The sequence below is a fragment of the Bacillus sp. FSL K6-0268 genome (assembly GCF_038005425.1).
GTDB lineage: Bacteria > Bacillota > Bacilli > Bacillales > Bacillaceae_G > Bacillus_A > Bacillus_A thuringiensis_S.
The window spans coordinates 4,317,501-4,338,247 of record NZ_JBBOTF010000001.1; the positions used below are offsets into that span (position 1 = coordinate 4,317,501).

The following is a 20,747-nucleotide window of genomic DNA, read 5'->3' on the forward strand; positions in this document are numbered from 1 at the left end:
CCAATGACTTATCCTTAGGAGTCAGACTGCGAGTGATAAGATCCGTAGTCAAGAGGGAAACAGCCCAGATCGCCAGCTAAGGTCCCAAAGTGTGTATTAAGTGGAAAAGGATGTGGAGTTGCTTAGACAACTAGGATGTTGGCTTAGAAGCAGCCACCATTTAAAGAGTGCGTAATAGCTCACTAGTCGAGTGACTCTGCGCCGAAAATGTACCGGGGCTAAATACACCACCGAAGCTGCGAATTGATACCAATGGTATCAGTGGTAGGGGAGCGTTCTAAGTGCAGTGAAGTCAGACCGGAAGGACTGGTGGAGCGCTTAGAAGTGAGAATGCCGGTATGAGTAGCGAAAGACGGGTGAGAATCCCGTCCACCGAATGCCTAAGGTTTCCTGAGGAAGGCTCGTCCGCTCAGGGTTAGTCAGGACCTAAGCCGAGGCCGACAGGCGTAGGCGATGGACAACAGGTTGATATTCCTGTACCACCTCTTTATCGTTTGAGCAATGGAGGGACGCAGAAGGATAGAAGAAGCGTGCGATTGGTTGTGCACGTCCAAGCAGTTAGGCTGATAAGTAGGCAAATCCGCTTATCGTAAAGGCTGAGCTGTGATGGGGAAGCTCCTTATGGAGCGAAGTCTTTGATTCCCCGCTGCCAAGAAAAGCTTCTAGCGAGATAAAAGGTGCCTGTACCGCAAACCGACACAGGTAGGCGAGGAGAGAATCCTAAGGTGTGCGAGAGAACTCTGGTTAAGGAACTCGGCAAAATGACCCCGTAACTTCGGGAGAAGGGGTGCTTTCTTAACGGAAAGCCGCAGTGAATAGGCCCAAGCGACTGTTTAGCAAAAACACAGCTCTCTGCGAAGCCGTAAGGCGAAGTATAGGGGGTGACACCTGCCCGGTGCTGGAAGGTTAAGGAGAGGGGTTAGCGTAAGCGAAGCTCTGAACTGAAGCCCCAGTAAACGGCGGCCGTAACTATAACGGTCCTAAGGTAGCGAAATTCCTTGTCGGGTAAGTTCCGACCCGCACGAAAGGTGTAACGATTTGGGCACTGTCTCAACCAGAGACTCGGTGAAATTATAGTACCTGTGAAGATGCAGGTTACCCGCGACAGGACGGAAAGACCCCGTGGAGCTTTACTGTAGCCTGATATTGAATTTTGGTACAGTTTGTACAGGATAGGCGGGAGCCATTGAAACCGGAGCGCTAGCTTCGGTGGAGGCGCTGGTGGGATACCGCCCTGACTGTATTGAAATTCTAACCTACGGGTCTTATCGACCCGGGAGACAGTGTCAGGTGGGCAGTTTGACTGGGGCGGTCGCCTCCTAAAGTGTAACGGAGGCGCCCAAAGGTTCCCTCAGAATGGTTGGAAATCATTCGTAGAGTGCAAAGGCATAAGGGAGCTTGACTGCGAGACCTACAAGTCGAGCAGGGACGAAAGTCGGGCTTAGTGATCCGGTGGTTCCGCATGGAAGGGCCATCGCTCAACGGATAAAAGCTACCCCGGGGATAACAGGCTTATCTCCCCCAAGAGTCCACATCGACGGGGAGGTTTGGCACCTCGATGTCGGCTCATCGCATCCTGGGGCTGTAGTCGGTCCCAAGGGTTGGGCTGTTCGCCCATTAAAGCGGTACGCGAGCTGGGTTCAGAACGTCGTGAGACAGTTCGGTCCCTATCCGTCGTGGGCGTAGGAAATTTGAGAGGAGCTGTCCTTAGTACGAGAGGACCGGGATGGACGCACCGCTGGTGTACCAGTTGTTCTGCCAAGGGCATAGCTGGGTAGCTATGTGCGGAAGGGATAAGTGCTGAAAGCATCTAAGCATGAAGCCCCCCTCAAGATGAGATTTCCCATAGCGTAAGCTAGTAAGATCCCTGAAAGATGATCAGGTTGATAGGTTCGAGGTGGAAGCATGGTGACATGTGGAGCTGACGAATACTAATAGATCGAGGACTTAACCATATAATATGAAGCGATGTTATCTAGTTTTGAAAGAATATAAAAAACTTGTTGACTTTAAAAGTTAAATGAGTTACAATGATTCTTGTCTTAAATGAATACAGTCTGGTAATGATGGCAGAGAGGTCACACCCGTTCCCATACCGAACACGGAAGTTAAGCTCTCTAGCGCCGATGGTAGTTGGGACCTTGTCCCTGTGAGAGTAGGACGTTGCCAGGCAAATGGAGGATTAGCTCAGCTGGGAGAGCACCTGCCTTACAAGCAGGGGGTCGGCGGTTCGATCCCGTCATCCTCCACCATTTAGCCGACTTAGCTCAATTGGTAGAGCAACTGACTTGTAATCAGTAGGTTGGGGGTTCAAGTCCTCTAGTCGGCACCAGAAAATCATGGCGGTTGTGGCGAAGTGGTTAACGCACCGGATTGTGGCTCCGGCATTCGTGGGTTCGATTCCCATCAGTCGCCCCATTTTTTCTTAAAATATTAATATGCGGGTGTGGCGGAATTGGCAGACGCACTAGACTTAGGATCTAGCGCCTTTGGCGTGGGGGTTCGACTCCCTTCACCCGCACTTTTAATAAAATATCTCAAACATGTCTTGCGGAAGTAGTTCAGTGGTAGAATACAACCTTGCCAAGGTTGGGGTCGCGGGTTCGAATCCCGTCTTCCGCTCCAATTTTCAATATGACATGCCGGGGTGGCGGAACAGGCAGACGCACAGGACTTAAAATCCTGCGGTGGGTGACCACCGTGCGGGTTCGACCCCCGCCCTCGGCACCATATGCGCCCGTAGCTCAATTGGATAGAGCGTTTGACTACGGATCAAGAGGTTAGGGGTTCGACTCCTCTCGGGCGCGCTTTTATTAACGGGAAGTGGCTCAGCTTGGTAGAGCACCTGGTTTGGGACCAGGGGGTCGCAGGTTCAAATCCTGTCTTCCCGATATTCCCAAAAACATGGGGCCTTAGCTCAGCTGGGAGAGCGCCTGCCTTGCACGCAGGAGGTCAGCGGTTCGATCCCGCTAGGCTCCACTTATTTTAATATCATTTATGGCGGTGTAGCTCAGCTGGCTAGAGCGTACGGTTCATACCCGTGAGGTCGGGGGTTCGATCCCCTCCGCCGCTACCATAAAGGACCTTTAGCTCAGCTGGTTAGAGCAGACGGCTCATAACCGTCCGGTCGTAGGTTCGAGTCCTACAAGGTCCACCACTAAAGGTTTATATCTCGGAGGTATACCCAAGTTCGGCTGAAGGGATCGGTCTTGAAAACCGACAGGCGGCGAGAGTCGCGCGGGGGTTCGAATCCCTCTACCTCCTCCATTTTTTCTTAAATTACATATTATATCATCGCGGGGTGGAGCAGTACGGTAGCTCGTCGGGCTCATAACCCGAAGGTCGCAGGTTCAAATCCTGTCCCCGCAACCAAATGGTCCCGTGGTGTAGTGGTTAACATGCCTGCCTGTCACGCAGGAGATCGCCGGTTCGACCCCGGTCGGGACCGCCATTTTAATAAGGCTCGGTAGCTCAGTCGGTAGAGCAGAGGACTGAAAATCCTCGTGTCGGCGGTTCGATTCCGTCCCGAGCCACCATTTTGAAGTCGCAAGCCGGCTTAGCTCAATTGGTAGAGCAACTGACTTGTAATCAGTAGGTTGGGGGTTCAAGTCCTCTAGCCGGCACCACTTTCAAAATGAGCCATTAGCTCAGTTGGTAGAGCATCTGACTTTTAATCAGAGGGTCGAAGGTTCGAATCCTTCATGGCTCACCATTTTCAATTTTATGCGGGTGTAGTTTAGTGGTAAAACAAGAGCCTTCCAAGCTCTGGTCGAGAGTTCGATTCTCTTCACCCGCTTTTCAATTATGGGCCTATAGCTCAGCTGGTTAGAGCGCACGCCTGATAAGCGTGAGGTCGATGGTTCGAGTCCATTTAGGCCCACCATAATTGTTCCGCAGTAGCTCAGTGGTAGAGCTATCGGCTGTTAACCGATCGGTCGTAGGTTCGAGTCCTACCTGCGGAGCCATATTTATAGAGAAGTACCCAAGTGGCTCAAGGGGCTCCCCTGCTAAGGGAGTAGATCGCGAACGCGGTGCGAGGGTTCGAATCCCTTCTTCTCTGCCAGAACTGGCCCGTTGGTCAAGTGGTTAAGACACCGCCCTTTCACGGCGGTAACACGGGTTCGAATCCCGTACGGGTCATACTAAAAGAGATAGCATAATCTGCTATCTCTTTTTTGTTGTGTATAGATATAGAAGAAGCTATGACAAATTATAAATAATAAGTTTAAAATAGGATTACCTTTTCTCATACATAAGAAAAGGTAATCCTATTTTTTGAATATGTTTTAACTTTCTATTGAATGTTCATCTTGTTTAATAACAACATGACTATATGCGGAGTGAAGAGTTTTGTAGCCTAAAAGTGCAATAGTTAAGGCAAGGCCTCCTGCTATAATAGCCACATTAAATCCTACATGGGCTCCAAAGTTATCAATAACTAAACCAGCTATCGCTGATCCTAGGGAGACTCCAATTCCAAGTCCTGTAATTGCCCAAGTCATTCCTTCGGTTATCTTTGATTCAGGTACGATTTTTTCCACAAGCCCCATAGTAATAATCATAGTAGGAGCGACAGATAGCCCTGCAAAGAAAACAATAACTACTAGCCAAGTAATACTGTTTACAAAAACTAGTGGCAGCATTGTTATCATGGAAAGTGTGACCGCTATTAAAAACTGATTATAGGGTGGGGTATTGAGTTTAAGAGTACCGAAAATAAGGCCTGCCAGGCATGAACCGATTGCATAGACAGAAAGTACAAAGCTAGCAGCTACTGTGTTTCCTTGCTGCTCAGCAAAAGCTACACTAACGACATCTATTGTGCCGAAGATAGTACCTATAGCAATGAGTGTGAATACTAGTACTCGCAAAGAACCAATTTTAAATACTGTTCCGTTGTTTGTAATGTCGCGAGGGTGTACAGGCGGTTCTGTGCTTTTTTGCATAGTAAATAGGCATACCCCGATTGTAAGAAAAACAGATGATAAAAGTGGCGCTGCTTCTGGGAAGAACATAACACTTAAACTGACAGATAATACAGGACCAATTATGAAGCAAATTTCGTCGACGACCGATTCGAAGGAAAATGCTGTATGCAATTTATGGGATCCGCGGTATAGTTTAGTCCAACGTGCACGTACCATAGCTGACATATTTGGCATACAACCTGCACATAAAGCGGATAGAAATAGCGTCCAATAAGGAGCTTCATATTTCGTACATAGAAGTAAGAGGATTGTAAAGAAAACGCTAATACCTGTAGTCGGAAGAAGTATGCGAGATTGCCCTAATTGATCAGCCATCCGAGAAATATGAGGAGCTAGTAAAGCTGATGATAATGTAAAGGTAGCTGCAACAGCTCCAGCAAGCCAATAGTCACCACTTACTTGAGATAACATGGTAACAATACCAATACCCATCATTGATATGGGCATACGAGCTATAAATCCTGCTAATGAGAATCCTTTTGTACCAGGAGCACTGAAAATCTCACGGTAGGAATTAAACATGATAATCACCACAATATTTGACGTGTACATATACATTCTTCATTCTTTTAACTCCTCCTCTGTTTCATTAATACCTTCTATAAAAAGGGACAGTGAGTCAATGTAGGGTATAGGTAAGAAGTTATATTATCTTGTAAGCTAGAAATAATTGACATACGCACCGTATGCCAATATCATATTAACATACGGAGCGTATGTCAATTGAAATGTTTTATCTCTGGATAGAGCCGATGTTTAAAGGAGTTATTCTTTTATATAGAGAACGATACTATAGTGCAATTCATTTTGAATAAAGAGAATGAATAGAAGTAGGAGGAAAAGATGATTAAAAAAACGAGAGCAGAAATGATTACTGAAACACGTGCTAAATTGCTGTGGGCAGCAAGAGAGGCTTTTGGTACAGTTGGATATGTAAATACGTCTATGGATGATTTTACAGCATCTGTCGGTTTAACACGTGGTGCAATTTATCATCATTTTGGTGATAAAAAAGGATTGTTAGAAGCAGTTGTAAAAGAAATTGATATGGAAATGGATAATAAATTAGGGAAAGTATCAGATGAAGCGGAAGGAAAATGGGAAGGGTTTGTTGGGCGTTGTCGTGCATATTTAACGATGGCACTTAATCCAGAAATTCAGCGAATCGTACTTCGAGATGCACCAGCAGTATTAGGAACTAGTTATTATCAATCATCACAGTCACAATGTTTAGTGACGATGGCCGAGATGCTTCAGCAATTAATGAAGGACTGTATTATTGAAAAGACGGACTGTGAAGCTTTAGCAAGATTTATAAATGGCGGACTAGTGGACCTTGCTTGTTGGATTGCGAATTCTGAAGATGCAGAGGCACGGTTGTCTAAAGCTTTGCATAGCCTATCACTTATATTGAATGGTTTATTATTAGAAAAGAATGCATAATTTTAACGGATATTTTTTAATATATAGTAATGATTAAAAGGGAGGTGATAAAGTATAGGCTAATTCATTTATTTAACCGTATTCTATATAAGCTAATTGACGTCCATCTTGTAAGGGAATGATGTGATCAGTCAGTTTAATCTTATAATGTGATTACATTTTTTGTGAATGTTAGGATTTTTATTATAGAAAGTGAATTTAGTTACAGTGAGTAATTGAATCATACATTTTTATTCACAATCTAAAGAAAACACCTAATTTGGTATGGATTCCACACCTGATTTAACAACTTTACACTCTATGTGAAAAAGTTCACAAATAGGTCATAAATTGTGAAGTAATTCACAATAATACGTGCTACAATATGAATGTAAAGAAGTTAAACAACATTAAATTAGTATTTTAATTAATTACTTAAACAATCATAAAAAAATATATGTGAACAATAGAGAGGGGAAATTACCATGAAAAAAGGTATCAATCGTGTAGTATTAGTAGGAACAGGAGCTGTAGGTTGTAGTTACGCTTACTCAATGATCAACCAAGGTGTAGCTGAAGAATTCGTATTAGTAGATGTTAATGAAGCAAAAGCAGAAGGGGAAGCAATGGACTTAAGCCATGCGGTACCATTCTCTCCATCACCAACAAAAGTTTGGAGCGGTAGCTATGCAGATTGTAAAGATGCAGATCTAGTTGTTATCACTGCTGGGTTACCACAAAAGCCAGGTGAAACTCGTTTAGACTTAGTTGAGAAAAATACAAAGATCTTTAAACAAATCGTTCGCGGCATTATGGATAGCGGATTCGATGGAATCTTCTTAATCGCAACTAACCCGGTTGATATTTTAACTTACGTAACTTGGAAAGAATCTGGTTTACCGAAAGAGCGCGTAATCGGTTCTGGTACTACTTTAGACTCTGCTCGTTTCCGTTACATGTTAGGTGACTACTTAGATGTAGATCCACGTAACGTTCATGCTTACATCGTTGGTGAGCACGGTGACACTGAACTTCCAGTATGGAGCCACGCTACTATCGGTGTACAAAAACTAGAAACAATCTTAGCTAACAACGAACAGTACAAACAAGAAGACTTAGATAAAATCTTCGAAAATGTACGTGATGCAGCTTACCATATCATCGAACGTAAAGGTGCAACTTACTACGGAATCGGTATGTCACTACTTCGTGTAACTAAAGCGATCTTAAACAACGAGAACAGCGTATTAACTGTATCTGCATACCTTGAAGGTCAATACGGTGAGAAAGATGCTTACGTAGGTGTTCCAGCTGTTATTAACCGCGAAGGTGTACGTGAAATCGTAGAACTTGAGCTAAATGAAGAAGAAAAAGCGAAATTCGCTCATTCTGTAAAAGTATTAAAAGAAACTATGGCACCAGTACTATAATTAATTGCTAAATAATCCGGAAGTGGGGACCTGCTTCTTACTTCTGGATTTATATATAATTCAATATAAATTCCTTTTCCGGTTTCCCTTGTATATCCCCAATATACCCCTTTTGCTGGATAAGGGTCATTTATAGAAAAGAGCACTCTATTTTATATAGAGTGCTCTTTATGATTATTTTTTAGGTGTTAATCCTAACTTCTTTAAAATATCTGTCAGTGTACCGCTTTTTGATTTTTCTACAGGTGTTTGTGATTTAGATGCATCTGGACCTTTTTTCAAGAAGTTCTTTTCAACGAAGCGAATATCTTTTCCGTCGACAATTCCATCTTTATTAAGATCTCCGTCTTTTACAGTTAGTCCTTTTTTAATGTAGTTGCTAGCGATAATTTTAGCATCTTTAATATGGATTACTTTATCACCATTTACATCGCCGGCAAGGTTTTCGTCAGGTCTTGCATAATAATATTGGCCAAGCAGCTTACCGTCTTTTTCAGTACCAAGCTTCGTTGTTAGGCGGCTTGAAATGAGTTACTCGATGTTTCTGAATCACTGAAATAGGCGAATACACCTCCGAATGTAAGGGATAAACCAAGTGAAGCGGTGACAACTCCCATTCCTATTTTTTGTTTTAATGACATAAGAAAGCCCTCCTAGTTAAATTTTCATAGTGACCGTTCGCAACAAGGATAAATAAGTAAACATAGTAGTCCACTATGAATTATAGTTACGGAAGATCTAAGTTCTTTATTGAGAGCGAGTATATGCTTATGAATTTTGCATTTCAATAAAATTGTGACAAAAAATGTTGAGAAACATTTTTTTATGACAGATTATTTTGTTTTGATTTTGAATGAAAAATAGCATGAAAAATAGGATAAATCTAATAAAATAAAGGTTGAGAAAAAATAATAGGTAAAAATATAGAAGAATAATAAAGCGTTTTCAATGAATATTCGTCAAAATTCGATATTTTACACGGAAATGTGAAGAAAAACTAACATTTTTAAGAAAAAAACGAATATTTTTTATAAATTAACAAGGATATTGCAGTTTTTCACAGAAATAGTTAAAGTATAAAAAATTCTGTCATCTAAGTGAGATAATATGAAGTGACCTCCTAGATTATCAAGTCAGGGATTTTAACCCATAATAATGAATGAAAACATTATGAATGGGGTTATACCCTATGATAATAGGAGGCCACTATGGAAAATATAATATATATTGGGATGGATGTCCACAAGGAAAGTTTTAGCTTATGTGCACTACACGGAACAACTGGGGAAATTGTAAGAGAAGCACGATGTGCTTCAAATGTATCTCTCGTAAAAAAATTCGTTGAGAAACTGAAAACAAAATATGGTGAAGATATAAAAATTAAAGCTGGATATGAGGCTGGTTGTTTAGGGTATTCACTTCATAATCTTCTTGAACAAAATGGAATTGATTGTGATATTTTAGCTCCCACAACAATGTACAGTTCATCAAAAAACAAAATGGTGAAAAATGATAAATTCGATGCCAAAATGATTGCTCTTAATTTAGCAAATGGCACCTATAAAGAAGTATATGTTCCAGAAGAAGAGGATGTTGCCGTGAAAGAGTATATCCGCATGTTAGGTGATTTTAAAACATCTTTGAAAAAAATAAAACAACAGATAAAAGCATTCCTTTTAAGACATGGCTATGTGTATGAAGGGAAATCAAGCTGGACAATCGCTTATATGAAATGGTTAAAGAATCTTGATCTACAAGGATTATTCAAAGAAACGTTAGGCGAATACCTATTACAGTATGATGTTCTAGTCGATAAAATTGAGCGGTTCAGTTTGAGATTAGAAGAATTATCTCATCGTGAAAGGTACGAAGAACCAATCGCAAAGTTAAGATGCTTAAAAGGTATAGATACAACATCGGCAATGACTGTTCATGTGGAAATTGCAGACTTCACTCGTTTTCCCACGGCTAAAGCATTTATGGCTTATGTAGGATTGACGCCAAGCGAAAGCTCAAGTGGAGAGAAAATCAGTCGACGTTCGATTACAAAACAAGGAAATTCGACCGTTAGGTCTACTCTTGTAGAATGTGCAAATGCGTTGGTAAAAGGAGCAATCGGATTAAAATCGAAGCGAGTGAAAGCAAGACAAAAAGGGCAACGAAGCGAAGTGATTGCTTATGCGGATCAGGCTGTAGAAAGGTTACAAAGAAAATATTATCGCATGATATATCAAGGGAAGCCTAGAAATGTTGCCGTTACAGCTATCGCAAGAGAACTGGGGTGTTTTATATGGGGATTAGAAACAGGTAAAATTCACCGAAAATAAAGAGGGAAGGATATGAAGTTGATTGATTCATAGTTAGAAATCAAAGGTATCAATTGATGGCATAGATGAGCTTCAGAGATAGTGAATTACAGGTCTGGCTATCTATGACTCACCTCTTCTGGCATGGCTGAAATTCTGATAAACAAGCTATTTATTAGAATTTGAAAAGGTGTGATCCACGCAGTGAGATTATAAGAGCCTAACGACGAACCATTAACCTGAGGTAACCAATCCACGAATAACAGAGTGGTTAACTGTCGATAGATCTTATTTCTGAAGCTTTTGTATGCCATCAAGAAAAATATTATGGGTGAAAAACTATTGACAAAGGTCACTTCATAACAGGTGAGCATATTGAGTGTAATAAATTGTGAAGAAGTGAAACGAGATGAGTTTCATACAGAAAAGTACTATGAAAGTTATAACATCTTTGGCGCACATGTTGTGACGGAAGATGAGATTCAAGGGGTACGATTTACAGTGTGGGCTCCTCATGCGAAAGCAATGAGTGTTGTTGGAGATTTTAATGAGTGGGATTATGAGCAACATAAGATGCTACAAGTGACAGAAGAAGGCATTTGGTCCTTGTTTATACCGCATATTAAAGAAGGAGAAATATATAAATATGCGATTGAAACGTTGGCTGGTGACGTCATTTTAAAGGCAGATCCGTATGCTGTATATGCAGAAGTAAGACCGAATACGGCATCTGTAGTTTTTGATATAAAGGGATATGAATGGAATGATAAAAACTGGACTCGTAAGAAAAAGAAAAAACCGATTTATAAAGAAGCGATGACAGTTTATGAATTACATTTTGGTTCTTGGAAAAAGAAAGAAGATGGAACGCTGTATTCTTACAGGGAAATGGTAGAAGAGCTCATCCCGTATGTGGTGGAACATCAATTTACACATATTGAAATTATGCCGCTTGTTGAGCATCCATATGATCGTTCTTGGGGATATCAAGGAACGGGATATTATGCAGCGACGAGTAGATTTGGTACGCCGCATGATTTAATGTATTTTGTCGACGAATGTCATAAATATGGAATCGGTGTCATTTTAGATTGGGTGCCGGGGCACTTTTGTAAAGATGCTCACGGTTTATATTTGTTTGATGGCACACCGACCTATGAATATAAAGATAAAGATGTACAAGAAAATCCAGTATGGGGAACTGTCAATTTTGATTTAGGGAAGAGAGAGGTACGTAATTTCTTAATTTCAAATGCGTTATTTTGGATGAGATATTTCCATATTGATGGTTTCAGAGTAGATGCAGTTGCGAACATGTTGTACTGGAATAAAGAAGGACGAGAGCAAAGTAATGAGCATGCTGTTTCATTTTTAAGAGAGTTAAATGAAGCAGTGTTTGCAGAGGATGAAGATTTTCTTATGACGGCAGAAGATTCAACAGCTTGGCCACTTGTAACAACTCCAACGTATGAAGGTGGGCTTGGATTCAATTACAAATGGAACATGGGCTGGATGAATGATGTACTGAAATATATGGAGTGTGCGCCTGAATATAGGAAACACATTCATGAGAAAATGACGTTTTCTTTACTATATGCGTACTCTGAAAACTTCATATTACCACTTTCTCATGATGAAGTCGTTCATGGGAAAAAGTCGTTATTAAATAAAATGCCAGGTGATTACTGGGATAAGTTTGCTCAGCTTCGTTTATTATATGGATATTTCTTTACTCACCCAGGAAAGAAGTTACTTTTCATGGGAGGAGAATTCGGACAGTTTGATGAGTGGAAAGACCTGGAAGATTTAGATTGGAATTTACATGATTTTGAAATGCATCGTTATATGCATGATTACTTTAAAGAGCTCATAGCATTGTATAAGCGCTCAAAACCACTTTGGCAGCTTGACCATTCACCTGAAGGCTTTCAGTGGATTGATGCTAATAATAATGAGCAAAGTATTTTCTCTTTTATCCGCCAAGGGGATAAACAAGAAGATGCGTTAGTTGTCGTATGTAATTTTACGAAAGCTACATATGAAAACTATAAAGTAGGTATACCAGATTTCGAGTATTATAACGAGATTTTAAACAGTGATGCTGAGCAATATGGCGGTTCGGGGCAAGTGAATAAGAAACGTCTTAAGACGATTCTAGAACCGTACCATAATCAAGCAGCACATGTAGAGATTACAATTCCACCATTTGGCGTATCCATATTACGACCAGTGAAGACGAGAAAGGGGAGCAAAAAACAAGATGGCTCAAAAACAAAAGTGCGTAGCAATGTTACTAGCAGGGGGAAAAGGTAGTCGTTTAAGTGCATTAACAAAAAATTTAGCCAAGCCAGCTGTTCCATTTGGTGGTAAATATCGCATTATTGATTTTACGCTAAGTAACTGTGCGAATTCTGGTATTGAAACGGTTGGGATTTTAACACAATATCAACCACTTGAACTTCATAATTATATCGGAATTGGAAATGCGTGGGATTTAGACCGAGTAAACGGTGGAGTCACAGTATTACCTCCTTATGCGGAGTCTTCAGGGGTGAAGTGGTATACAGGTACGGCAAGTGCCATTTATCAAAACTTAAACTATTTAAGTCAGTATGAACCGGAGTATGTTCTTATTTTATCAGGCGACCATATTTATAAAATGGATTACAGTAAGATGCTAGATTACCATATTGAGAAAGAATCGGACGTATCCATTTCTGTTATTGAAGTACCTTGGGATGAAGCGAGTCGCTTTGGCATTATGAATACAAATGAAGAGATGGAGATTGTTGAGTTTGAAGAGAAACCACAATTTCCAAGAAGTAATCTTGCATCAATGGGAATTTATATTTTTAACTGGGCAATTTTGAAAGAGTATTTAGAGATGGATGCAAGAAATCCTGAATCTAGTAATGATTTCGGAAAAGATGTACTTCCACTTTTATTAGATGAAGGGAAGAAGCTAATGGCGTATCCATTTGAAGGATATTGGAAAGATGTTGGAACGGTGAAAAGCTTATGGGAAGCGAATATGGATTTACTTCGCGATGAAACATCGCTGAATTTAAACGATCGTAATTGGCGTATTTATTCTGTGAATCCAAATGAGCCACCTCAATATATTGCAGAAAAGGCAAAAGTAGAAGAATCACTTATTAACGAAGGATGCGTCATTGAAGGGGACGTGAAGCATTCTGTGTTATTCCAAGGGGTGACGGTGGAAGAAGGTAGTATGGTTATTGATTCTGTCGTTATGCCAGGAGCAAAGATTGGTAAAAATGTTGTGATTGAAAGAGCGATCGTTGGTTCGGAAATGGTTATTGAAGATGGAACAATTATTCGTCCAGAAAAAAATGTCGACGATGTAGTACTCATTGCTGAAGGGAAATAGAAAAGGGGGATGAAATGAATGGGAGAAAAAATGTTAGGAATTATTAATGCAACGGGAAGTTTTCCTTCCTTAAAGAAAGTAACAGGGCATCGTTCATTAGCGGCGTTACCGTTTGGGGGCCGTTACCGACTCATTGATTTCATGCTTTCAAATATGGTGAATTCTAATATTCATAGTGTAGCGGTTTTTACAAGTCATAAAAATCGCTCACTAATGGACCATGTTGGTTCAGGAAAACAGTGGGATTTAGATAGAAAACGAGACGGACTATTTTTATTCCCGCCAAATTGCCAATGTGACCAAGATGAGTTTGGGTCTTTTGCACACTTTAGAAGACATATTGATTATTTTCTAAGAAGCAGAGAAGAGTACGTTGTTATTACGAATAGCCATCTCGTAACAGCATTAAATTTCCAGGCGGTGTTAGAGCGACATATACATACGGCAGCTGATATTACGGAAGTTTGCCATGAAGGGGTTTCGCTTCAAACATACGTGTTAAAGAAACAATTATTGTTAGATTTATTTGAGACATATAAAGATGTGGAGCAATACAGTTTATTTGATGTAGTGAGAGAAAAGCGCGGAAAATCACTGCATATTGCTACGTATGAGCATACAGGATATGTAGCTATTATTGATTCGATTGAAAGTTACTATAAACATAGCTTAGAAATTTTGCAGCCTGCTATTTGGAAGCAATTATTTAAGAAAGAAGCGCCGATCTTTACGAAAGTAAAAGATGAGCCGCCAACTCGTTATCTAAAGGGTGCAGTCGTGAAAAATACAATGATTGCAAATGGCAGTATTATTGAAGGGGAAGTCGAAAACAGTGTTGTTTCCCGTTCGGTTAAAATTGGAAAAGGTTCAATTATTCGTAACAGTATTATTATGCAAAAGAGCCAAATTGGAGATAACTGTATAATAGACGGTGTTATTATTGATAAAGACGTGAAAATTGGCGACGGTGTCGTATTAAAAGGAAACATCGATGAGCCATATGTTGTAGAAAAAGGAAGCGTACAAAACAGTACGATTAATAGTTATTCCTAAAGAATCAGTGGGGGCTTTTTCTCCCACTGATTAAAGTTTTAATTTAAATGAAAACTCGAAGGGAGGAAGCTGCAAGAGGAGTATAAAAACTTTTCGCGCAGTGGGACAACAAGTGAATATTTTATTTGCAGTATCAGAATGTGTACCGTTTGTGAAATCGGGAGGATTAGCTGATGTAGCGGGTGCGCTCCCAAAAGAGCTGAAAAAATTAGGAGTGGACGTTCGTATTATACTTCCGAATTATAGTCTCATTCCGCAAAAGTTAAGAGATGGATGTACGTTACATAAAGTAATTAACGTCCCGCTTGGGTGGAGAAATCAATATTGCGGAATTTTAAAAGGTGAGCAAGACGGAATTACGTATTACTTAATAGATAATGAATATTATTTTAAGAGAGATTCTCTGTATGGTCATTATGATGACGGGGAGCGTTTTTCTTATTTCTCAAAAGCAGTGTTAGAGTGTATTCCGCATCTTGATTTTGAAGTGGATGTTCTTCATAGCCACGATTGGCATACGGCTATGGTTAATTTCTTACTTCGTGAAAAGTATCAAGATAACCCGTTATATGAGCGTATTAAAACGGTATATACGATTCACAACTTGCAGTTCCAAGGAGTATTTCCTTCTGAAGTGATGTACGACTTGTTAGAGCTTGGTGATGAATATTTTCATAGTGAGCAGCTAGAGTTTTATGGAAACATAAACTTTATGAAAGGCGGTATTATCGCTTCGGATCAAATTACAGCGGTGAGCCCGACGTATAAAGAAGAAATTCAATATGAATTTTTCGGTGAGAAGTTAGATGGATTACTGAGAAAATATAATGATAAGCTTAGTGGCATTGTAAATGGTATTGATACGAGCGTATATAATCCAGAAACGGATTCATATATTAAGGCTCAGTATGATGCAGAGTCATTATATGAAAAGAGTGAAAATAAACGCGCTTTGCAGCGTTATTTTGGTTTGCCAGAAAAAGAGGATACACCAATTATTTCAATGGTAACGAGATTAACGAAGCAAAAAGGTCTTGATTTAGTACGCACTGTATTCCGCGAAATAATGGAAGAAGATGTACAATGTATTATTTTAGGTTCAGGTGATTCGGAATATGAGCAATTCTTTGAGTGGATGGCATATGAGTATCCGGAGAAGGTAAAAGTTTATATCGGATTTAATGAAGAATTAGCGCACCAAGTGTATGCGGGAAGCGATTTATTTTTAATGCCATCGCTGTTTGAACCGTGTGGACTTGGACAACTTATCGCATTGGCGTACGGTACGATTCCAATTGTAAGAGAAACAGGTGGATTAAACGATACGGTACATTCTTATGATGAAGAAACAGGCGAAGGAAATGGTTTCAGTTTCACGAACTTTAATGCACATGACATGCTGCATACGGTTCACCGTGCAATTGAATTTTATCACGATAAACCAGTGTGGGAGCAGCTTGTAAAACAAGCGATGACTGAAGATTATAGCTGGAGGCAATCGGCTCTTGCTTATAAGGAATTGTATAAAAGTCTCATGGAATAACATGTAGGTGGTGAAAAAATGTTTACTCATGTTGAAAGTTTTAAATCAACTTTTCTAGAAAAGTTAGAGACGATGTATGGGAAAAGTTTCAAAGATTCTACAAATCGTGATCAATATAATACGCTCGGCCATATGGTACGTGAGTATATGAATAGTCAATGGATTGCAACGAACGAGAGTTATCGATCAGGAGAGCAAAAGCAAATGTATTACTTGTCTATTGAGTTTTTGCTTGGACGTTTGCTTGGAAGTAACATCTTGAATTTAGGTATTAGAGATGTATGCGAGCAGGGGTTATCTGAACTAGGGATTTCGTTACAAGAGTTAGAAGAAGTGGAAGCAGATGCAGGCCTTGGTAACGGTGGACTTGGACGCTTAGCAGCCTGTTTTCTTGATTCACTTGCATCTTTAAACTTACCAGGACACGGCTGTGGAATTCGTTATAAACATGGTTTGTTTGATCAGAAAATTGTTGATGGTTATCAAGTTGAATTTCCAGAACAGTGGCTTCTTCATGAAAACGTATGGGAAGTAAGAAGACATGATCAAGCTGTAGAAGTAAGTTATTTTGGCAGTGTTGAACCGCTAGAAATTGACGGGCGTTTAGAGTTTAGGCATACAAATGCAGAAGTCATTATGGCGGTGCCATATGATGTGCCGGTAGTAGGCTATGAGACGAGTACTGTAAATACACTTAGACTTTGGAATGCTGAACCAGTTCCTTTCCCGCAAAACTGCAAAGATATTTTGAAATATAAGCGCGAAACAGAGGCTGTATCGGAGTTTTTATATCCAGATGATACGCATGATGAGGGAAAAATACTTCGTTTAAAACAACAGTATTTCCTCGTATCAGCAAGTTTGCAAAATATCGTTCGAATGCATAGAGAAAGATATGGTGACCTTCGTCAACTACATGAAAAAATTGCGATTCACATTAACGATACACATCCGGTTTTAGCAATTCCAGAACTGATGCGTATTTTACTAGACGAAGAAAAGTTAACATGGGAAGAAGCTTGGCACATAACGACGCAGACGATTTCTTATACGAATCATACGACGTTATCAGAAGCGCTCGAAAAGTGGCCAATTCACATTTTTAAACCATTATTACCGAGAATTTATATGATTATTGAAGAGATTAATGAACGTTTCTGTCATGAACTTTGGGAACGTTATCCTTATGAATGGCATCGCATTGAAGACATGGCAATTATTGCGCATGATCTTGTGAAAATGGCTCATTTAGCAATTGTCGGTAGCCATAGCGTAAACGGTGTAGCAAAAATTCATACGGAAATATTAAAGCAGCGGGAAATGCGATTGTTTTATGAATTTTATCCAGATAAGTTTAATAATAAGACGAATGGAATTGCTCATAGGCGCTGGCTTATGAAAGCAAATCCACAGTTAACAAATCTCATTTCAGAGGCGATTGGACCAGAGTGGAAGAAAGAACCGATTAAGCTTCAATCGTTGCAAACAGTTCAATATGATGCTAGTTTCCAAGAGAAGTTTGCAGAGGTAAAACAAGAGCGTAAAGAGATTTTAGCGGAGCGCATTCATAATACAATGGGGATTACGATTGATCCAAATTCTATTTTTGATGTGCAAGTGAAAAGATTACATGCTTACAAACGACAATTATTAAATGTTCTTCATATTTTATATTTGTATAACCGTTTGAAAGAGGATGCTAGTTTTACATTTTATCCGCGTACTTTTATTTTTGGAGCGAAAGCATCACCTGGTTATTATTACGCGAAAAAAATTATTAAATTAATAAATGAACTCGCAAGAAAAGTAAATAATGATCCGTATGTTAGTCAATATATGAAAGTTATCTTTCTAGAAAACTATCGAGTTTCTTTAGCTGAAGATATATTCCCGGCGGCGGATGTAAGTGAGCAAATTTCAACGGCGAGTAAAGAAGCATCGGGAACAGGCAATATGAAATTTATGATGAATGGTGCGATTACACTTGGAACGCTAGACGGAGCTAACGTTGAAATAAAAGACCGGGTCGGTGATGATAACTGTTTCATTTTCGGTTTAACAGCAGAAGAGGTTCTTCATTACCATCAAAATGGTGGATATCGTGCAAGTGACTATTATCACCACAATAGGCACATTAAAAAAATAGTAGATCAATTAACAAATGGTTTCTTTGCACAATCGGGTGCTGAATTTGAAGCGATCTATGATTCTCTCGTTATTCAAAATGATGAATATTTCGTTCTGCGAGATTTTGGTCCATATGCTGAAAGACAAGAAGCTGTTGGTAGAGCTTATGAGAACCGAACAAAGTGGCTAGAAATGTCGATTTTAAATATTGCACAGTCTGGTCATTTTGCGAGTGATCGAACGATTTTGCAGTACAGCAATGAAATTTGGGGTATTGGTAATGCAGTTAAACAGTTTTAAAGAGGTTGCTACGTTGGGGGATATATTATCTATTTACTAACAAAAATTGATATTAATAAATAAAACGAGCTTACTTTTTTTAAGCTCGTTTTATTTATTTTGCTTAAGAAAGAAATGGAATAGTGGTATATATTATACCTGCCCCATCATACTCTCCTGTCGCAAAGTATGAAAATGTAAAGAAACCTGTGACCGTAAAAATTACAATAAGAAAAAGTGTGAAGATAAATTTTAACATGTAAGGTCCCCTCATCCAAAAATAACTTCATAGAGTATTATAGTATATGAATATTTTATTTTCAATTGTTTACTGGTTAAAAATGAGAAGTCAGACATGTTTTGTATGTTGTAATGGAATGATTATTTGTAATGGATTTTGTGTTTTTTGTAAATGTCATATTGTGATGGACGTGTGCATACTCCCAATCATGATCATTAAAATTTATGTTTCGGGGAGGGAGAAGTGGAACGACATCGAACAAGTTGACGAAACGAAAGCTACTAGCTACTTGTAGTTTATAATAATTTCGAAAAGCGATATCTCCTACTTTTGGGGAAGCGAATGAATAAAGTCCATACTGTGCGAAGGCAGTATTTATACGTGCATCTAATATGTGTAATGTGGCAAGCGCGCCACCTAGACTATGCCCAGTAGCTAGCAGTTTTTTATGTGCTGGCAATGATACGAGCATATCCATAATAGAATCACGGCAAGACTCATAAATAGAGAGAAAGCCGTTATGGACATTTCCACCATTTAAAGCATAAGGATAAGGTTTTTGATTGACGAGAGAGTCAATAATCCAATCTGGGTCTGTTTGAGTGCCCCTAAAGGCAACGATAATTGTATCCTCAGATTCTAATATAAATCCGAACCATTCTGTTGTTTGAATGGCCTTTCCTTGAAACCCTTGTACATATTGAAAACCATCTGGTATTTCGAAAATACCATTTTGTTTATATTGTTCATACGTTAACTCACAACAAGAAGCTAACAGTATGGCAGTGTCTTTATCAAAGGATAAAGGAGTACGCATTAAGGAAGCCCTCCTTAAGAAAAGGTATAGTTTAATATATGCAGTGAGGAACTTGATTCATTCTTTTGGAAAAAAGCTTGAACCTACAGTTACGTGAGGGAGTATGATTTTTGTAAACATATTGTTAGGAGGAGTGTAAGATGAGCAAAAAGGAAGGCTGTTCAATTGGTGAGTTTTCAAAGAGAACAGGCACATCAATACGGACACTACAATATTACGATGAAATTGGACTACTTAAACCTGAAAAGAACGTTAGCTCTGGTCACCGTGTGTACAAAGGAAAAGATATATTAGAGCTACAGAAAATAGTCAGTCTTAAAGTATTAGGATATAGTTTAGAAGAAATACGCGTCATGCTTACAATTCCAAGTTTGAATGTAAGTTTAAAAGAAACGTTGGAACAACAAAGAAAAGCCTTTGAAGAAAAGAAAAAACACATTGAAGTTTCGATAAAGGCGCTTGAACGAACAAGGGTATGTCTTGAGGAAGATGAAGAGTTGGATAGTGACATATTAATGAGTCTAATTAACAGCATTCAAAAAGAAAACGAACAAAGTTTATGGCTTGAAGGATATGTATCAAAAGAATTGGCTAATGGATTATATAATAAGCCGGAAGAAGAAGGCATAGCACTTGATAAAGAGTTTGTGCGTTTAGCAAAAGAAGTGAAAAGGTTATTTGGAAGAGAAATTGAGGATTCAGAAGTGCAAAAATTGGTTGATGAACATATGAAGGCGACTCTTAAGTATGTTGGTGAAGAGACAATGTATTCTTTAGGTAAATTAGAGAATGTAGAAGAACAATATAATAATATGATGCCATCTCCTTACACGGAAGAAGAAGAGGCATGGCTTAATGACGCGATGGAGTATTATATGATTCGAAATGGTATGTATAGCCCTCCGCAGTAAAAATAAAATGCCATATTCATAAACTTTAGAGAAATGCCTCCGATGTTTTTTGCATTGGAGGCATTTTTTACTCTTTTCCATCTAAAAGGCGAACAAGGCCACCTAATATACTACTTTCACCAGTACTTTATAATGCTGGGCTTGTAAGAGGTTTGAAAAAATAGCCTGTATATATTTGAAAGATGAATAAATCACCTATTTTCTTGTGTTTGTTCGTACTATATACAGAAAATTTCGGG

12 protein-coding genes, 22 tRNA genes, 2 rRNA genes and 3 pseudogenes (1 of these 39 only partly in view) are annotated in these 20,747 nt (G+C 39.4%); 33 read left to right on the plus strand and 6 right to left on the minus strand.

Annotated features, from left to right (window positions below; translation table 11 throughout):
* The 24 genes from MHI28_RS22390 to MHI28_RS22505 form a co-directional block, all read left to right on the plus strand.
* Positions 1-1,955, plus strand: a 23S ribosomal RNA gene (locus tag MHI28_RS22390) (it extends 967 nt beyond the left edge of the window).
* Between the two features lie 101 nt (positions 1,956-2,056).
* Positions 2,057-2,172 (plus strand): 5S ribosomal RNA (gene rrf / locus MHI28_RS22395).
* A gap of 4 nt (positions 2,173-2,176) precedes the next feature.
* Positions 2,177-2,252: transfer RNA gene (locus MHI28_RS22400), tRNA-Val, on the plus strand.
* Positions 2,253-2,256: 4 nt separating this feature from the next.
* Positions 2,257-2,332 (plus strand) — tRNA-Thr (locus tag MHI28_RS22405).
* 10 nt (positions 2,333-2,342) lie between these two features.
* A tRNA-His gene (locus MHI28_RS22410) sits at positions 2,343-2,418 on the plus strand.
* 22 nt (positions 2,419-2,440) lie between these two features.
* Positions 2,441-2,521, plus strand: a tRNA-Leu gene (locus tag MHI28_RS22415).
* A 29-nt stretch (positions 2,522-2,550) separates the two neighbouring features.
* Positions 2,551-2,625: transfer RNA gene (locus MHI28_RS22420), tRNA-Gly, on the plus strand.
* Between the two features lie 16 nt (positions 2,626-2,641).
* Positions 2,642-2,730 (plus strand) — tRNA-Leu (locus tag MHI28_RS22425).
* Between the two features lie 3 nt (positions 2,731-2,733).
* Positions 2,734-2,807, plus strand: a tRNA-Arg gene (locus MHI28_RS22430).
* 10 nt (positions 2,808-2,817) lie between these two features.
* Positions 2,818-2,891, plus strand: a tRNA-Pro gene (locus MHI28_RS22435).
* Between the two features lie 15 nt (positions 2,892-2,906).
* Positions 2,907-2,979: transfer RNA gene (locus MHI28_RS22440), tRNA-Ala, on the plus strand.
* A gap of 20 nt (positions 2,980-2,999) precedes the next feature.
* Positions 3,000-3,076, plus strand: a tRNA-Met gene (locus MHI28_RS22445).
* Positions 3,077-3,080: 4 nt separating this feature from the next.
* A tRNA-Ile gene (locus MHI28_RS22450) sits at positions 3,081-3,157 on the plus strand.
* A 17-nt stretch (positions 3,158-3,174) separates the two neighbouring features.
* Positions 3,175-3,267, plus strand: a tRNA-Ser gene (locus MHI28_RS22455).
* Between the two features lie 28 nt (positions 3,268-3,295).
* Positions 3,296-3,372: transfer RNA gene (locus tag MHI28_RS22460), tRNA-Met, on the plus strand.
* Between the two features lie 3 nt (positions 3,373-3,375).
* Positions 3,376-3,451: transfer RNA gene (locus tag MHI28_RS22465), tRNA-Asp, on the plus strand.
* A gap of 9 nt (positions 3,452-3,460) precedes the next feature.
* Positions 3,461-3,536: transfer RNA gene (locus MHI28_RS22470), tRNA-Phe, on the plus strand.
* Positions 3,537-3,550: 14 nt separating this feature from the next.
* Positions 3,551-3,626: transfer RNA gene (locus MHI28_RS22475), tRNA-Thr, on the plus strand.
* 10 nt (positions 3,627-3,636) lie between these two features.
* Positions 3,637-3,712, plus strand: a tRNA-Lys gene (locus MHI28_RS22480).
* Positions 3,713-3,725: 13 nt separating this feature from the next.
* A tRNA-Gly gene (locus MHI28_RS22485) sits at positions 3,726-3,796 on the plus strand.
* A gap of 10 nt (positions 3,797-3,806) precedes the next feature.
* Positions 3,807-3,883 (plus strand) — tRNA-Ile (locus tag MHI28_RS22490).
* Positions 3,884-3,890: 7 nt separating this feature from the next.
* Positions 3,891-3,965, plus strand: a tRNA-Asn gene (locus MHI28_RS22495).
* Between the two features lie 7 nt (positions 3,966-3,972).
* Positions 3,973-4,063, plus strand: a tRNA-Ser gene (locus MHI28_RS22500).
* A 5-nt stretch (positions 4,064-4,068) separates the two neighbouring features.
* Positions 4,069-4,140 (plus strand) — tRNA-Glu (locus MHI28_RS22505).
* A gap of 146 nt (positions 4,141-4,286) precedes the next feature.
* Here the strand turns inward: MHI28_RS22505 and MHI28_RS22510 are convergent.
* A complete protein-coding gene (locus MHI28_RS22510; RefSeq protein ID WP_015945917.1) occupies positions 4,287-5,510 on the minus strand; it encodes an MFS transporter in 1,224 nt (407 codons plus the stop codon).
* 321 nt (positions 5,511-5,831) lie between these two features.
* Here MHI28_RS22510 and MHI28_RS22515 point away from each other — a divergent pair, with 321 nt between their 5' ends.
* Entirely contained in the window at positions 5,832-6,431 is a 600-nt protein-coding gene (locus tag MHI28_RS22515) for a TetR/AcrR family transcriptional regulator (RefSeq protein WP_000592777.1), read from the plus strand.
* 464 nt (positions 6,432-6,895) lie between these two features.
* Positions 6,896-7,840 (plus strand): L-lactate dehydrogenase, encoded by a 945-nt coding sequence (locus MHI28_RS22520; protein ID WP_000715339.1) that lies wholly within the window; start codon positions 6,896-6,898, stop codon positions 7,838-7,840.
* 174 nt (positions 7,841-8,014) lie between these two features.
* Here MHI28_RS22520 and MHI28_RS22525 read toward each other — a convergent pair.
* Positions 8,015-8,368, minus strand: a pseudogene (locus tag MHI28_RS22525) (dockerin type I domain-containing protein); the annotation flags it as partial.
* Positions 8,359-8,481 (minus strand): annotated as a pseudogene (locus MHI28_RS22530) (TasA family protein); the annotation flags it as partial. The pseudogenes MHI28_RS22530 and MHI28_RS22525, both read right to left, overlap by 10 nt.
* Positions 8,482-9,048: 567 nt before the next feature.
* On the opposite strand from MHI28_RS22530, the gene MHI28_RS22535 reads away from it, so the two are divergent.
* The 6 genes from MHI28_RS22535 to glgP all read left to right on the plus strand — a co-directional run bounded on the left by MHI28_RS22535 (position 9,049) and on the right by glgP (position 18,560).
* Positions 9,049-10,167 carry an IS110 family transposase gene (locus tag MHI28_RS22535; protein WP_277548338.1) on the plus strand — a complete coding sequence of 373 codons (1,119 nt, stop codon included), beginning with the start codon at positions 9,049-9,051 and terminating at the stop codon, positions 10,165-10,167.
* 354 nt (positions 10,168-10,521) lie between these two features.
* Positions 10,522-12,459, plus strand: a complete 1,938-nt coding sequence (glgB, locus tag MHI28_RS22540) for a 1,4-alpha-glucan branching protein GlgB (RefSeq protein ID WP_000111407.1) — start codon at positions 10,522-10,524, stop codon at positions 12,457-12,459.
* The gene (glgC, locus tag MHI28_RS22545; protein ID WP_000057602.1) at positions 12,407-13,537 is read left to right on the plus strand and encodes a glucose-1-phosphate adenylyltransferase; all 1,131 of its coding nucleotides are present in this window, start codon (positions 12,407-12,409) and stop codon (positions 13,535-13,537) included. Before glgB ends, glgC begins: the two co-directional genes overlap by 53 nt.
* Before the next feature lie 18 nt (positions 13,538-13,555).
* Entirely contained in the window at positions 13,556-14,590 is a 1,035-nt protein-coding gene (gene glgD / locus MHI28_RS22550; RefSeq protein ID WP_000504159.1) for a glucose-1-phosphate adenylyltransferase subunit GlgD, read from the plus strand.
* A 112-nt stretch (positions 14,591-14,702) separates the two neighbouring features.
* On the plus strand, positions 14,703-16,133 hold the full coding sequence (gene glgA / locus MHI28_RS22555; protein ID WP_002081949.1) for a glycogen synthase GlgA: 1,431 nt from the start codon (positions 14,703-14,705) through the stop codon (positions 16,131-16,133).
* Positions 16,134-16,151: 18 nt separating this feature from the next.
* Positions 16,152-18,560, plus strand: a complete 2,409-nt coding sequence (gene glgP, locus MHI28_RS22560) for a glycogen phosphorylase (RefSeq protein WP_000494093.1) — start codon at positions 16,152-16,154, stop codon at positions 18,558-18,560.
* Positions 18,561-18,663: 103 nt separating this feature from the next.
* Here the strand turns inward: glgP and MHI28_RS22565 are convergent, their stop codons facing one another.
* Both MHI28_RS22565 and MHI28_RS22570 read right to left on the minus strand, forming a co-directional pair.
* Positions 18,664-18,798 (minus strand): hypothetical protein, encoded by a 135-nt coding sequence (locus tag MHI28_RS22565; RefSeq protein WP_000911076.1) that lies wholly within the window; start codon positions 18,796-18,798, stop codon positions 18,664-18,666.
* A gap of 76 nt (positions 18,799-18,874) precedes the next feature.
* Positions 18,875-19,597 carry a lipase family protein gene (locus MHI28_RS22570; RefSeq protein WP_001260110.1) on the minus strand — a complete coding sequence of 241 codons (723 nt, stop codon included), beginning with the start codon at positions 19,595-19,597 and terminating at the stop codon, positions 18,875-18,877.
* Between the two features lie 140 nt (positions 19,598-19,737).
* Between MHI28_RS22570 and MHI28_RS22575 the strand changes: the two genes are divergently transcribed.
* Positions 19,738-20,508 (plus strand): MerR family transcriptional regulator, encoded by a 771-nt coding sequence (locus MHI28_RS22575; RefSeq protein ID WP_000037218.1) that lies wholly within the window; start codon positions 19,738-19,740, stop codon positions 20,506-20,508.
* Positions 20,509-20,575: 67 nt separating this feature from the next.
* Here MHI28_RS22575 and MHI28_RS36200 read toward each other — a convergent pair.
* Positions 20,576-20,656, minus strand: a pseudogene (locus MHI28_RS36200) (TIGR00266 family protein); the annotation flags it as partial.
* Between the last annotated feature and the right edge of the window lie 91 nt (positions 20,657-20,747).